Source organism: Bacillus sp. JJ1609 (assembly GCF_036967045.1).
Lineage (GTDB): Bacteria > Bacillota > Bacilli > Bacillales > Cytobacillaceae > Mesobacillus.
In genome coordinates, this window is record NZ_JBALSS010000016.1 from 19154 (window position 1) to 34004 (window position 14851).

13 protein-coding genes, 1 pseudogene and 1 riboswitch are annotated in these 14851 nt (G+C 39.6%); of the genes and pseudogenes, 11 read left to right on the plus strand and 3 right to left on the minus strand.

Going from position 1 to position 14851, the window contains the following annotated elements:
- Positions 1-257: 257 nt before the first annotated feature.
- Complete coding sequence (locus V7654_RS13610) at positions 258-1073, minus strand: ZIP family metal transporter (protein ID WP_335430946.1); 816 nt, start codon at positions 1071-1073, stop codon at positions 258-260.
- A gap of 182 nt (positions 1074-1255) precedes the next feature.
- Between V7654_RS13610 and V7654_RS13615 the strand changes: the two are divergent.
- The 7 genes and pseudogenes from V7654_RS13615 to V7654_RS13645 all read left to right on the plus strand — a co-directional run.
- Positions 1256-1405: pseudogene (locus tag V7654_RS13615) on the plus strand (sensor histidine kinase); the annotation flags it as partial.
- A gap of 33 nt (positions 1406-1438) precedes the next feature.
- Positions 1439-1909: a sensor histidine kinase gene (locus V7654_RS13620; protein ID WP_438825305.1), complete on the plus strand. Its 471-nt coding sequence runs from the start codon at positions 1439-1441 to the stop codon at positions 1907-1909.
- 575 nt (positions 1910-2484) lie between these two features.
- A complete protein-coding gene (locus tag V7654_RS13625; protein ID WP_335430947.1) occupies positions 2485-2787 on the plus strand; it encodes a hypothetical protein in 303 nt (100 codons plus the stop codon).
- Positions 2771-3673, plus strand: coding sequence for an FAD:protein FMN transferase (locus V7654_RS13630; protein ID WP_335430949.1), 903 nt, complete (start codon positions 2771-2773; stop codon positions 3671-3673). The genes V7654_RS13625 and V7654_RS13630 overlap by 17 nt, the downstream gene beginning before the upstream one ends.
- Positions 3670-4206 (plus strand): ferric reductase-like transmembrane domain-containing protein, encoded by a 537-nt coding sequence (locus tag V7654_RS13635; protein ID WP_335430950.1) that lies wholly within the window; start codon positions 3670-3672, stop codon positions 4204-4206. The genes V7654_RS13630 and V7654_RS13635 overlap by 4 nt, the downstream gene beginning before the upstream one ends.
- Before the next feature lie 232 nt (positions 4207-4438).
- Positions 4439-5161, plus strand: coding sequence for a phosphatase PAP2 family protein (locus V7654_RS13640; RefSeq protein ID WP_335430951.1), 723 nt, complete (start codon positions 4439-4441; stop codon positions 5159-5161).
- A 358-nt stretch (positions 5162-5519) separates the two neighbouring features.
- Positions 5520-7484: an LTA synthase family protein gene (locus V7654_RS13645; RefSeq protein WP_335430952.1), complete on the plus strand. Its 1965-nt coding sequence runs from the start codon at positions 5520-5522 to the stop codon at positions 7482-7484.
- A gap of 97 nt (positions 7485-7581) precedes the next feature.
- Here V7654_RS13645 and V7654_RS13650 read toward each other — a convergent pair whose 3' ends face one another.
- The gene (locus V7654_RS13650) at positions 7582-8454 is read right to left on the minus strand and encodes a patatin-like phospholipase family protein (protein ID WP_335430953.1); all 873 of its coding nucleotides are present in this window, start codon (positions 8452-8454) and stop codon (positions 7582-7584) included.
- A 435-nt stretch (positions 8455-8889) separates the two neighbouring features.
- Between V7654_RS13650 and ilvA the strand changes: the two genes are divergently transcribed.
- The 4 genes from ilvA to V7654_RS13670 all read left to right on the plus strand — a co-directional run bounded on the left by ilvA (position 8890) and on the right by V7654_RS13670 (position 14355).
- Positions 8890-10095 carry a threonine ammonia-lyase gene (gene ilvA / locus V7654_RS13655; RefSeq protein ID WP_335430955.1) on the plus strand — a complete coding sequence of 402 codons (1206 nt, stop codon included), beginning with the start codon at positions 8890-8892 and terminating at the stop codon, positions 10093-10095.
- 144 nt (positions 10096-10239) lie between these two features.
- Positions 10240-10424: riboswitch (cobalamin riboswitch) on the plus strand.
- Between the two features lie 163 nt (positions 10425-10587).
- Entirely contained in the window at positions 10588-11055 is a 468-nt protein-coding gene (locus tag V7654_RS13660) for an acyl-CoA thioesterase (RefSeq protein WP_335430956.1), read from the plus strand.
- Positions 11056-11073: 18 nt separating this feature from the next.
- The gene (locus V7654_RS13665; RefSeq protein WP_438825302.1) at positions 11074-13305 is read left to right on the plus strand and encodes a ribonucleoside-diphosphate reductase subunit alpha; all 2232 of its coding nucleotides are present in this window, start codon (positions 11074-11076) and stop codon (positions 13303-13305) included.
- 18 nt (positions 13306-13323) lie between these two features.
- Positions 13324-14355, plus strand: coding sequence for a ribonucleotide-diphosphate reductase subunit beta (locus V7654_RS13670; RefSeq protein WP_438825303.1), 1032 nt, complete (start codon positions 13324-13326; stop codon positions 14353-14355).
- Between the two features lie 152 nt (positions 14356-14507).
- On the opposite strand, the gene V7654_RS13675 is transcribed toward V7654_RS13670, so the two are convergent.
- Positions 14508-14714 carry a DUF5316 family protein gene (locus V7654_RS13675; RefSeq protein ID WP_335430959.1) on the minus strand — a complete coding sequence of 69 codons (207 nt, stop codon included), beginning with the start codon at positions 14712-14714 and terminating at the stop codon, positions 14508-14510.
- Positions 14715-14851: the final 137 nt, after the last annotated feature.

Genomic DNA, 14851 nt, shown 5'->3' on the forward strand with positions numbered 1-14851 from the left:
ATCCCTCCATATTTTTCGAATTGATTCAATAATCAAACTATACAACAGGTTAATGGCGATGGTCTATAATTTTATTCGATAACCGAAATAATGTAAGGTTTTGGTAACCTTTTAAGTTAGCTTCTTTGGTTATAATGATGAAAAAATCAATATTGCCGGTTCGGCAGCAAAAAAAGAAATGCTCAAAAGCATAAAAAGCTTTGAGCATTTCTAACATTTCATCATTCGATGTATAATCCTGCCCTATCTTACTTTTTTTAGCCCAAGGCGACATCAAGAATCATCATAATGGCAAATCCGAACATAAGACTTAATGAAGCCAAATCGCTATTTCCATTTTCCTGTGAGCCAGGAATAACTTCTTCCGCAACAACGAAAATCATTGCCCCTGCAGCGAAGCTGAGTGCATAGGGAAGAAGAGGCTCAATAAAAATAACTGACGCCGCCCCGATGACCGCGGCTATCGGTTCAACCATACCGGAGAACTGGCCGTATAAAAAGCTTTTCTTCCTGGACATTCCAGTTGAGCGTAAAGGAAAGGATACAGCTACACCTTCAGGGAAGTTTTGAATTCCGATGCCGATTGCGAGGGCAATGGCACCCATTAATGTAGCGGATGGGAAGCCTGCTGCTACCGCACCGAATGCAACACCGACCGCCAAACCCTCTGGTATATTATGAAGGGTGATCGCCAACACCATTAACGTACTTCTTCTTTTCTTTTCAGGATGGATTCCTTCTGCTTTTTCCAATGATAAATTCGGATGCAAATGGGGCATCAATTTATCTACAACCATTAAAAATAATCCACCAAGAAGAAAACCTGTAGCGGCAGGAAACCAGTTTGGCAGACTGCCGCCTCCGCCCATCTCAATGGCAGGTGCCAGCAGCGACCAAAAGCTTGCGGCAATCATTACACCAGCTGCGAGCCCCATCATACTATCAAGGAATTTCTGGTTCGGGTTCTTCGTTGTGAATACCAGGGCTGCACCGAGCGCTGTCATTCCCCATGTGAACAAGGTTCCAATCAGTGCCTGGACTACAGGATTCAACTCCATAAAAAATTCGAGCATAATGTCACTCCTTTATAGACCTGTTATTGTTACCAGACGAATTCAGGTTCTTTTTTAATGTATTATATTGCATCTGGGTGGGTGAATGCATTTTTATATATATATCCATCTTTTTGAGGTATAAAATGTATTCTAACATTAATTTGGTTTCCGCATAGCTAAACAAGAATGAATTTAGGACACCTTTAAGCGTCATGCTATCGTCCATTGATGCTGTTGAAATGACAATAGATGCAGAAAAGGATGATATGGTCCATAAGCTGTTGTTTAACATGAAAGATGAAGTGAAGAGAATGACAAGTATGGTCAGCGATTTATTAGTTTTGGCCCGTTCTGACTCCGGAAAAATAGAACGTCATAATTATGTGTTTGATTTTACAGCTTCAGCAAAAAAGGTGATCGATTCCGTTATGCCATTAGCGGATGAGAAAAAAATTGTACTGCACTTTGAGGCACCTGAGAGCATGATCGGACAAGGAGATCAGCAAAGACTGACGCAATTATTATATATTTTATTGGATAATGCGTTAATATACACCCCAAACGGAGGAGAGGTCGGATTAACTCTTTTTAGGAATCCAAAAGAGTTAACGATCGAAGTCCTTGATACAGGGATTGGGATTCGGCATGAAGAGCATCATTTGATTTTTGAACGATTCTACCGTGCAGATGAAGCCAGATCACGCCAGCTAGGCAGCTACGGATTAGGACTTTCAATCGCTAAATGGATTGTTGATATTCACAATGGAACAATTGACGTTCAAAGTGAATTTGGTAAGGGCAGCACGTTCATCGTGAAAATTCCATTCTTTATAAAAAACTATGATAAAGCATAAACCGTCCATCGGTTTATGCTTTTTTATTTTATTGGCAGCGTTAAACTCTCTGTAGAGTTCGCTCCCAGGCACTTGGTTCTGTAGGAGGATTGATAAAAACTTCATGGACTTGGATACCTAAAAGTGGAAAATTTGGTTAATCAGGACCCCTATTAGTACTCTAAGTTATCGATAATAGAAAAAATGGAAAAAAAAGACTTCTTGGTTACCTAAAAAAACAGTAATTGGAAAAAGGAGTCACCAATAAGCCTTGTTGGTTATCAATAATTGAAAAACCTGGAAAAACAGAGTGCCAATAAGGGTTCTTGGTTTTCGAAAATAGGAAAATATGTAAAAAGAAGAAGCCAATAAAGCCTCTTAGCATCCTGAATGTACAAAAAATGGAAATATAGATCACCAATAGAACCCATGGGATACCTAGAAAAACAAATATAGGATAAACAGGTCATCAATACGGTCTCATGGTCATCTGCGATAAAAAAATGTTATAACATTTTCCTTTTCACTATATTTTCACCATACACGATTATAGTAAAGCGCATAAAGAATCCATTTCGTAAAGGAGAGTTACTGGAATGAACAAAAAAGTAAAATGGTCGGTGATTTCTGTCAGTACGGCAACAGCCTTAACATTCGGCGGATTAGTAGTTGATCATCAAAACAAAAACCTTATGAGCAGCACATCCGAAATTAATACTTTTCGGGATCAGCCTTCTTCTTTTAGCGAAGATGATTGGGATGACGATGATTTCTTTTCTGAGGATGAAGAAAGCGATGAAGATTCTTCATGGGGACAGGATCGGTATCAGCCTGCTCCAAGAAGGGGTTATGAACACACGGAAGTTCAGGGACTTCTAAAGAATGAAGACAGAATTTAAGGCTATGAATAGTACGGTCCTTCTGGAGGGTATAGAGCCTATTTTTCAAATGGAAGTAAAGCGCTGGTTGTATGAATTCGAGCAGAAAGTAAGCAGGTTCATTGAAAATAATCCACTATCTTTCATAAACAAAAGTCCACTGGATGTACCCGTATATTTGGACGAGACATTGGCGGACCTTCTTGAAAGATCCCTAAAGCTCTCCAGGAAGGCTGGCTATTATGTTCATCCCTTTGTGGGAGAAGCTATGAAGTCAATAGGTTATACAAGTTCTTTTCATGATAACTATCAGCCTGTTTTTAAGGAAGGGAATCATGGGGAAAAAATTTTCCTAAAAGAACCGATTGATAGACTTTCAAAAAGGTGGCTTATTAAAAAGCAAGATTTTTCTTTTGACTTTGGCGGATTTGGGAAGGGATATATTGTTGATCAAACTAAAAAGCAACTTTTGTTAAGAAAGGGCCACCGATTCTTGGTGAATGCAGGCGGCGACCTGGCAGTGGCTGGTACGCACCAAGTAGGAATCGAACATCCAATTCTTATAGGAAAAGACATGATGAGGCTTACGATAACAGATTGCGCGCTGGCGACGTCCGGTAAAAATCATCGCAGATGGATGAAGGATGAAGCTGAATTTCATCACATTCTAAATGGCCGAACTGGAAAACCTGCGTCTAATGGAGTGCTGCAGGCGAGTGTTATAGCTAAAACGACTATGGAAGCTGAAACAGCTGCGAAGATCCTGTGCATTCTGCCATTTGATCAAGCCAAAGCATTGCTTTATAAAAATTTCCGGAATATTGCTTATATCGTATATTTCGATGATGATCAACTCGTCCTCGGTGGAGATGACAGGTTATATGAAAGCTTGAAGGTATCTATATGAATTGGATTTGGATTGCGATTCGAGTAGCGGGTCTGACAGGTTATTTTTTACTGACATTAACATTATTAGTGGGAATATACAGCCATGTTCCAAGGAAAAAAAGCTTTGTGCTGATTTTTCACCAGATCATTGGTCAGGTAGGACTATTATTCATTGGCATTCATGCTTATTTACTGATATTCGATCACTATGAGCCATTCTCAATAAGATCCATTCTAATTCCATTTTCGGCTCCAAATGAACCTCTTTTAAATGGATTGGGAACGATCGCGACTTACTTATTGATCATTGTTGTTGTCACATCTGACTTTATGAAACAAATAGGCCGTTCTTTATGGAAAAAAACGCATTACCTCGTATTTCCACTTTGGTTCCTTTCATCCATTCATGGACTGTTCTTAGGGTCAGATTCCCAAACAATCTGGGGAGAAGTCCTTTATGCAAGCACGACCATAACAGTTATTCTATCGACCCTTTTTCTTGTTTTTAAAAAAAGCAAACCAGAACAGGGAAGGGTGAGGTCAGTCAGTTGAGGTGTAAAATCAGGAGTCGAGTCGAGGGTCATCCGAATCAAAATTTGGTGACCCTTTTTCTGTTACGGGGGGGTGCTTGCAATGCGCAATAATCTTCGTGCGGTAACGGAAAGGATGCAGCTTTTCAAAGTTTATTGAATTCGCACCGGGGTATAGGCTAATGGGAGTTCGTTCTGCACTTAAGGGGAACATTGCTTGAAAGTGAATTTTTTTAAGGAATGAGTGATACATCTTGAATAATACCGAGGAAAAAGTGAAAAAAGTAGGCTTTCCATTTTTGCTCATGGGAGCTGGAATTGTCATTTCCATTTTATTTATATACTTGTTTTCAGAGGTTGCAGAAGAAATGCTGGAACAAGAAGTAAAAGCGTTTGATGACGCAATCATTACCTTTTTTAGAAACATATCAACCGATACCCTTGATCAAGTGTTGACCTTTGTGACCGAGCTTGGGTCGTTATGGTTCTTATCTTTGATGACAATTGTTACTCTTGTTACCCTCTGGATTAAAAAAAGAGATAAGTGGGGCATGCTCTTTTTTGTGATTGGCATCGGTGGCGGAGGTCTGCTGACTAAGGTTTTAAAAGTATATTATGCGAGAAGCCGGCCTTCGATTAATCCTGACATCGATGCGGTCGGTTATAGTTTCCCAAGCGGCCATTCAATGGGCTCGCTTATCTTTTATGGCTTCATTGCCTATTTTATCGTGCGTTCAGAGATTTCCAAACCATTAAAATGGACTGTAGCTGTAATATCGGGCATATTAATTATCTTAATTGGAACTTCGCGCATTTATCTAGACGCCCATTATCCAAGTGATGTCATAGCAGGGCATTTAGCTGGAGCAATATGGCTGATTCTCTGTATCCTGAGCTTAGAATGGATTGCATGGCAGAATGTCAGCAATACAAGGCCGCTCAAAGTTGTCAGGGAATTCATGGAACAACGATTTTGAGTATTACCCCCAATCGATCACGCACTTAATGCAGTGCGTTTCTTTTTGGGTAAAATAAAATTCCAAAATAAAGCGGGAAAACAATGGTTATTCATATGGTTCTTAAATAGGATGATTAACAAAAGATTCATTAGTAAAAATTTGAGTTGTTACATGTTTCGTTGTATGATGTAACTTGTGGTTTAAGATAGATTAAAAATAAATGTTGAAATTTATCTGCCAATCAGTCAGTTTTTGTTCATAATTTGTTCATAATTAGGATGTATAATTTGCTTGGGGTTAAAGTAAAGCTGAAAATATGTTATAATATATTTTATCGCGTTTTCCTAAGCTTATTATTGGGTGAGAGGAGATTAGTATGGAAAAAATGAAACTACTAAAAAAATATGAAAATAGTAATATAGCTTTTTTTGCCGTTGCGGTTATATTATTTTGGATCAAAACATATGCAGCCTATCAAATGGAATTCAAATTAGGCATCGATAATAATTTGCAAAAGTTTCTGTTAGCGATTAATCCGCTTAGTTCTGCATTATTCTTTATAGGATTGGGTTTGCTTTCTGTAAAGAATGCTAAAAAGTGGATGATTGCAATCAGCTCTCTAATGTCATTTCTTTTATATGCCAATATCGTTTATTATCGATTTTTCAATGACTTCATAACCGTCCCGGTCCTTATGCAGGCAAAATCAAATGCTGGTCAGCTGGGCGATAGCGCGAATTCCTTAATGTCCATAATGGATGTTTTTTATTTTACGGATTCGATCATCCTTATTGTTCTGGCATTAACGGTATTTAAAAAAGCGGTATTGAAAAGCCGCAAATCCTATCGAGTTGTCCTTGCATTAGCGGTTGCAGTTTTCCTGTTTAACCTTGCATTAGCAGAAAAGGACCGCCCGGAATTACTGTCCCGTTCTTTTGACCGTAATTACTTGGTTAAATATTTGGGAGCATACAATTTTACTGTCTATGATGTCATTCAAAATGCCAAGGCTTCCAGCCAGAGGGCATTGGCAAGTGATAGCGATATTACAAATATCGAGAACTATAGAACGGCTAATTATGCAAAACCAAACCCAGAGTATTTTGGAAAAGCAAAGGGAATGAACGTGATCTATGTATCACTCGAATCATTCCAGAACTTCATGATTGATTATAAAATGCCGGATGGGCAAGAGGTAACACCATTTTTGAACTCATTAGCACACGATGGCAACACCTTCTACTTTGATAATTTTTATCATCAAACTGGACAAGGTAAAACATCTGATGCTGAGTTCCTGATGGAAAACTCAATCTATCCATTGGGCCAAGGCGCAGTTTTTGTTAACAAAGCACAAAACACATATCAGGCAACTCCTGCTGTTTTGGGACAGCACGGCTATACTTCTGCCGTATTCCATGGAAACTATAAGACGTTCTGGAATCGAAACGTGATGTACAAAGCGTTAGGCTACGATCAGTTTTTTGATGCCGAATATTACAATATGACTGAAGAAGACACAAAGAATTACGGCCTGAAGGATAAACCGTTCTTCAAGGAATCGATGCCGATGCTTGAAGGCTTAAAGCAGCCTTTCTATACGAAATTTATTAGCTTGTCCAACCATTTCCCATTCGAAATGGATCCGCAGGATACCGAATTCCCTGCTGGTGACTTTGGCGATCCAGTGGTAAATCAATATTTCCAGTCTGCTAATTATATGGATGAAGCGATAAAACAGTTTTTTGATGATTTAAAAGCTGATGGTTTATATGACAATACCATTGTTGTCCTTTATGGAGATCATTATGGTATTTCCGAAAACCACAATAAAGCGATGGCTGAAGTTCTTGGTGTTCCAGAAATTACACCAACGATTAATGCGCAGCTTCAGGAAGTTCCATTATTCATTCACGTACCAGGTGTAAAAGGTGGAGTACAGCACCAGTATGGCGGACAAGTAGATGTGCGTCCTACGGTTCTTCATTTACTTGGAATTGATACAAAAGATTACCTTGAGTTCGGTTCAGATTTATTATCAAAAGATCACCGCAACTGGGCATTGTTCAGGAATGGGGATTACGTTTCACCTAACATTACTCAAATAGGTGAAAAATTCTACAATCCTGCAACGGGTGAGTTATTGCCAAATCAAAATGATTATAAATCAATCATGAATAAGGTAACTACAGAACTTCAAATGTCCGACGAAGTGGTCACAAAAGATTTATTGCGTTTTTATACACCAACAGGATATAAACCAATAAATCCCAATGATTATCAATATTTAGGTCCTGAGGGAAGCTCGAAAGGATCTGAAGGAGAATCAACTGAAGAATAAATGGAAAAAAGAGAGAGGGATTAAGTATCCTTCTCTCTTTTTTGATTTCAGCTGTAAAATGTAAAAGCAGCCATTTTAAAGGCTGCTTCTCTATGATTTAGCTAGTTATCAATGATTCATCCTTATTAACCCATTTCATAATACTGTCAAAATTATTTTTTGCATCCTCATAACCTAAATTGTACAGTTCTGTCAGTTTGGCGGGATTGCGTTCGGCACGGCCAACCTTCAAGCTCCTGGAAGGCCTTATGACCAAAACCTCTTCTTTGGCTTCTAGTTCTTCAATATAGTCCAATGTCTCATTGTATATTCTATAGCGAGTTGCAAGTGCTGTAGTTAACCCTGTGTACTCCTTATAAGCATATTTAGGCAGCCAGGAGAAGGAGGATTTCTTCTTTCGGTAACCTTTTGGCTTAGTAAGAACGATGACATTTTTCTTCACTTGATCATGTATGGCTTTCCTGATTGGAATCGGGTCAGCAATCCCTCCGTCCATCAGCGTCCTCCCTTGGAATTCAATTGCTTGAGCCATAAATGGAAGGGTGCTCGAGGCCCTGATCAGCTTGAGAACATCCTCAGGGTAGTCATTCTTTTCAAAGTAAACGGGTTCTCCCGTGATGCAATCCGTGGTTCCAATGAGGAACTTGTCTGTTGAGCTATTAAAGGCGGTAAAGTCAAAGGGAACAAGTTCATTAGGAAGCTTGTCAAAAATAAAATCCATTCCGAACAATTCCTTTTTTAGGAACAGGTTACGATAGGAAATGTATTCAGGATGTCTCACATAATCAATGGTGACTTGTCGATTACGTCCATGCTGCCTTGATACATAGGACGACCCCTGGCATGCACCTGCAGACACGCCAATAACATAAGGGAAAAATAATTCATTTTCTAAAAAATAATCCAAAACACCGGCAGTATATACACCTCGCATGCCTCCGCCTTCAAGAACTAGACCACTGTTATACATGTTCAATCCCCCTTTAACTTCTTTGTATACGAATAGATTGAATAAGGAATAGTCTATCACAGAGGCTTTGAAAAAAGGGAGTGGATTGCTCAAATAAAAACCAAAAATTTCTCAACATCAATAAAGAAAAAAGCTCAGTGAGATCAACAAACTAAACGGGATTGTTTTTCCTGCAAGTACTGACTGTGATGACCAGTCGAGTATCTTTTTTCCTAATTAGATGAACCTTAATCTTCAGACTCACAAATCCTTTTTGTTTTCTCATTTCAAACAAACCTCCCATTTTGCTATCAACATTCGAACCTTTTTCAAAATATCTTAACCATTTTCTTTTTACTCACCAGCCTAATTGAGTGTCTAATCAAGCAAATGCCACATAGTTTACCTCCTCCTGCACATTCTATTAAGAAAGAATGGTAAACAGGAGGATAGAGCATGAACCTTGATGATGTCATTATTGCCCGGGAGAAAATGAAGGGCATTGTCCACGAAACTCCGCTTGATTATTCCAAAACGTTTAGTACACTCTCTCACAATGAAATATATTTGAAGCTTGAAAACCTTCAAAAGACAGGCTCTTTTAAAGTGAGAGGTTCTTATAATAAGATGATTTCTTTGTCAGAGGAGGACCTCAAAAAGGGAGTGGTAGCGGCTTCAGCTGGTAATCATGCTCAAGGGGTTGCCTATTCCAGTCAAATGCTTGGTATTCCATGTACCATTGTGATGCCAAAAGGAGCACCCCTTAGCAAAGTTCTGGCCACAAGGCAATATGGTGCGGAGGTCATATTGGAAGGTTCTGTTTTTGAAGAAGCTCTTGCCTATGCTTTGGAGCTGAAAGATCGACGAGGAGCCACGTTTATTCATGCATTTGATGATGAGGCGGTCATTGCAGGGCAAGGTACTGTGGGTCTGGAAATCATCGATCAGCTTCCAGAGGTGGAGGCGATTATTTGCCCGGTTGGTGGAGGCGGTCTTATTGCTGGGGTCGCTATGGCTGTCAAACAGAAAAATCCTGCTATTTCTGTGTATGGTGTTCAAACACTTGCCTGTCCGAGCATGAAGCAGTCCTTGTTAGAAAAGAAACCTGTTATGGTTGAAGCAGCGCCTACGATGGCAGATGGCATTGCTGTCCAGAAACCAGGCCAGCAGACCTTTGAAATCATTAAAGAATATGTGGACGATATCTTTTGTGTAGATGAAATGGAGATTGCCCGGACGATGCTGATGGTTTTAGAAAGAAATAAGCTGCTAGTCGAGGGATCAGGTGCCAGTCCGCTTGCTGCGCTGCTTTATGAAAAAGTTAATCTCAGAGACAAGAAAATTGCCGTTGTGCTGAGTGGCGGTAATGTCGATGTGAATTTCATCTCGCGGATCATTGAACGTGGACTGGTGGAATCCGGAAGATTTGCTCACTCTACGATTACGTTAAAAGATAAGCCAGGTGAGCTTGAAAAAGTTCTTAGCTTAGTAACGGATATGGATGCAAACATTCAATATGTCAATCTCCACCACGTAGGTAAACATATTTATCCCGGGTACGCCCAGCTCGAAATTTCAGTAGAAACCAAAAATCATGATCACATCGAGCAGCTGTATAAGGTATTGAAAGAGAAAGCATATCATTTCAATATGGAGGGGTAGCGGAATAATCATAAAGGGTATAACTCTGAAAAAATTTTATCTTATTAAGATAAAATGGTTGTATTTCTCTTAATACTCATATATCATCTACTAATATAACACGCGATATATTGTGTTATTTTTAAAAGAGGAATACTACATATTGAATATACCGGTAAATCTGGTGCCTGAATAAGGCTTAATAGGGAATCTGGTGAAAGTCCAGAACTGTTCCCGCAACTGTAAGTGATGACGAAATAAGTGATGACCACTGTCTAAAAAATAGATGGGAAGGACTTAAAGTAGGATGAAGCACAAGTCAGGAGACCTGCCATGTTTATACGTGTTATCTTCTTCGGGAATTGGGAAGGTAAAACGAGGATCAACTAGCAGACTCTCCATATCTATTTGTCTATTAGTAGATCAACGTTTACAAAACCCATCCTTCGAGATGGGTTTTTTTATTCCCATTTTTCTCCTGGAGCAGTGTTTCAATTGAAAAGGAGCAGGAAAATGGAAGCAATATCATCGGACGTTTCAAGAACGATTCAAACACACTTAGTTTTACCGCCTGATACGAACCATATGGGTACCATTTTTGGAGGAACTGTCCTAGCGTATGTGGATGAAATTGCCGCGATTGCTGCGATGAAGCATAGCAGAAAGGTGGTTGTGACGGCTTCAATTGATTCTGTGAACTTTTTATCCTCAGCGAAGGTCGGAGATATATTAATGCTTGAAGCCTTTGTCATCTCTACAGGCCGAACATCGATGGAGGTTTTTGTAAAAGTGGAAAGTGAAAATCTAGAAAAAGCAGAAAAAACGTTAACGACCACGTCGATTTTAACGATGGTTGCAAAAGATTCCAATGGGATCCCTGTACCTGTTCCGGGCGTAATTCCACAAACAGAAGAGGAACGTACCTTGCTAAAAACGGCGGAATTAAGAAAGCAGCGACGGATGGAAATGAGGAACTCATAAGCTTGGGAGGGTATACAAATGATTGCCACAATGAAAAAAGAAAACACAATACATTTAATAAGTGAAGCTGTACGAATACATCCTGAAATAGATTTTACTGACTTTATAGTAAAGGTCCTCAAAAATTTGGAAGTTAAAGATATGTCTCAAGATCAACTTGAGAACATGTTCATTTTAACTGCGGTAGAAAGAATTAGCAGTTATGAACCAGATTGGACTTTTGTCGCGGCTCATTTTTATTTAAAAAGACTTTATAGACTTAGTGCACAGTCAAGAAAGACTAGTGGAGACCGTGGCTATGGTTCTTTTTATGAATTGATAAACAAGCTTGTTGCCATGGGTATTTATGATACTCAGCTACTGAAATCTTATTCTAGGGATGAAATTGACTGCTTAGAAAAAATGATTAATCCTGAGAAGGACCGATTATTTACATACATAGGCCTTTTGACAATGGCGGAAAGGTACCTGGCCAGGTCCCATAAGGGTGAATTTCTCGAATTGCCACAAGAGCGATTCATGATTATCGCGATGACCTTATTAGCGAATGAGGAAAAGTCTAAACGAATCGCGCTGATTGAGGAAGTGTACTGGGCACTTTCCAACCTTTATATGACAGTGGCGACTCCAACGCTTTCAAATGCTGGGAAAAGATATGGACAATTGTCTAGCTGCTTCATCGATACGGTCGAGGATGATTTAAGGAGCATTTATGACTCGAATACCGATGTATCGACGCTAAGCAAAAATGGCGGGGGAATCGGGATTTATCTTGGGAAAATCAGAAGCCGCGGGAGCGATATAAAAGGGTTTAAGGGGATAAGCTCGGGTGTGATTCCGTGGATGAAGCAGCTGAATAATACCGCAGTCTCTGTTGACCAGTTAGGACAGAGACAGGGAGCAATCGCCGTTTATCTAGATGTCTGGCATAAAGATATTTTTCCATTCCTTGACGCAAAATTAAACAATGGCGACGAACGGCAAAGAACACATGACTTGTTCACGGGTGTTTGTATTCCTGATTTATTCATGGAGCAGGTGGAGAAGCGTGGAGACTGGTACTTGTTTGATCCGCATGAAGTAAGGCGAGTGATGGGATATTCGCTAGAGGATTTTTACGATGAAGAAAAGGGCGAGGGATCTTTTCGAGAAAAATATTGGGAGTGTGTGTACGAGCCAGAATTATCTCGTGAGGTGGTGCCTGCGATTGAAATCTTCAAGGCGATGATGGTGTCGCAGCTTGAAACTGGCACACCTTACATGTTTTACCGAGATACAGTTAACCGCCTGAATGCCAATCAACATAAAGGGATGGTTTACTGCAGCAATCTTTGTACTGAAATTGCCCAAAATATGAGCCCTACCATACTTGAAGAGGAAAAAGTCGAGGATGGAAAGATCATTATTTATAAAAAGCCAGGTGATTTCGTCGTTTGCAATTTATCATCAATCTCACTGGCCAAAAGCGTGATGGAGGATGTTCTGGAAAGGCTGATTAAAATTCAGGTAAGGATGCTCGACAATGTGATCGATATCAACGAGATTCCTGTTTTACAAGCTCAAATTACCAATAAGAATTATCGCGGAATTGGGCTTGGTACATTTGGATGGCACCATTTGCTCGCTTTAAAAGGGATCAAATGGGAAAGTGAAGAGGCGGTTTTGTATTGTGATTCCCTGTATGAGGAAATTGCTTACTTCACTATCAAGGCAAGCCATGAACTGGCCAGGGAAAAGGGAAGCTACCCATACTTCGAGGGGTCAGACTGGTCTACGGGCAGGTATTTTGAAAAGAGGGATTATAGCTCTGAAAAGTGGCGGGAGCTAATGGCTGAGATAAAACAAGATGGTATTCGGAATGGTTATTTAATGGCTGTTGCTCCGAACTCTTCTACATCGATTCTCGCTGGTTCAACGGCAAGCATTGATCCAATCTTCAGACTTGAGTATTCCGAGGAGAAAAAGGATTATAAAATACCAGTCACAGCACCGGATCTATCACCAAAGACGACCTGGTTTTACAAATCTGCCTACAATATTGACCAGCATTGGAGCATCAGGCAGAATGCTAAACGCCAGCGCCATATTGACCAGGCTATTTCTTTTAATTTGTATGTGAGGAATGATATTAAAGCAAAGGCCCTCCTCGACCTTCATCTAGATGCATGGAAATTCGGGTTGAAAACAACCTACTATATTCGCTCAACTTCAAGTAGTGAAATGGCTGAATGTGAAAGCTGCCATAGCTAATGAGGGAGGATGATTGACATGATAAAAAAACGTTCGATTATAGATGTAGAGGCTCCTAACGCCTCGACAGGAATTATCAATGGCAGGAGTTCAAATATCCTGAACTGGGATGATGTCCGTTTTCCATGGGCCTATCCAAAGTATAAAAGAATGCTAGGGAACTTCTGGACACCCTTTGAGATCAACATGTCAAAGGATATTAAACAGTTTCCAGGACTTTCAAAAGATGAACAGGATGCATTCCTAAAAATCATTGGGCTTTTAGCTTTGCTGGACAGTATCCAAACGGACTATGCTGGAAAAGTCGCTGATTATTTAACCGATTCTAGCCTGAATGCGCTGATGATCATTTTGGCGCAGCAGGAGGTCGTCCATAACCACTCATACAGTTATGTTTTATCAAGCATAGTACCCAAAGCAAAGCAGGAAGAGGTGTTTGACTATTGGCGAACAGAGCCGATTTTACGAGAAAGAAATGATTTTATAACTGACGGCTATAAAGGATTTGCAGAAGAACCAACAGTAGAGAATCTATTACATTCAATCGTGTATGACGTCATTTTGGAAGGACTCTTCTTTTATTCGGGATTTGCCTTCTTCTACAACCTGGCCCGCAATCAAAAAATGGTCGGAACCAGCACGATGATCAATTATATCAATCGTGACGAACAGCTTCATGTTGGATTGTTTGAAAAGATTTTCAAGGAGATTTTAACAGAGAATCCTGAATACGATACCCAGCAGCTAAGAGAATTCGGAACTGCTACCTTTTATAAAGCAGCTGAATTGGAAATCGAATGGGCAAGTCACATCATCGGCAACAAAATCGATGGCCTGCTCATGCCAGACCTAGAAGCATATATCAAATTCATGGCCAATAAAAGAGCAGAGCAATTAGGTTTCCAAGCACCATTCGAAGGATACCGGACCAATCCATTAAGATGGATTATCGCGTACCAGGAAGTCGACCTTGGCAAAACAGACTTCTTCGAGCAAAAATCAAGACAATATACGAAAACATCAGATGTTAATGGGTTTGATGAGCTTTAGGGAAATCATAACGTAAATTAAAGGGAGAGTTACCAAGATATTTGGTGAACTCTCCCTTTTACATATGAGGATTTACTATTTTTATGGCTATGTTAAATAATAGTGTTGATTTTTGTAAGAAAAAAAGGCCTTTTTTAAGGTCCATTTTTGGTTTATAAAAAGTATATGAATCCAGCAATCCCTAGAGAAATTAATCCAACCAAACCAGAAATCATTGCTATTTTTGTTCTGAAATTCCTATGGTCTTCTGTTTCTGAATGAAAATTGGCTCTTTGTTGTTGTCCATCCGTCCAAGCCCCAATAAAAATACCGGAAATAATAATGCCAATGACACCAACAATAAAAAACAACTTCAACATTTACGTTCCCCCTCTGATTTCAATAATTTATTTACGTTTTGAACATATATTTGTTTCATAAAATTTTACAGATTCTGCTCTGTTAATCTTAGGCTCTTGTATGTGACATCTGTTAAGAACAGACAGCTATCAATGAT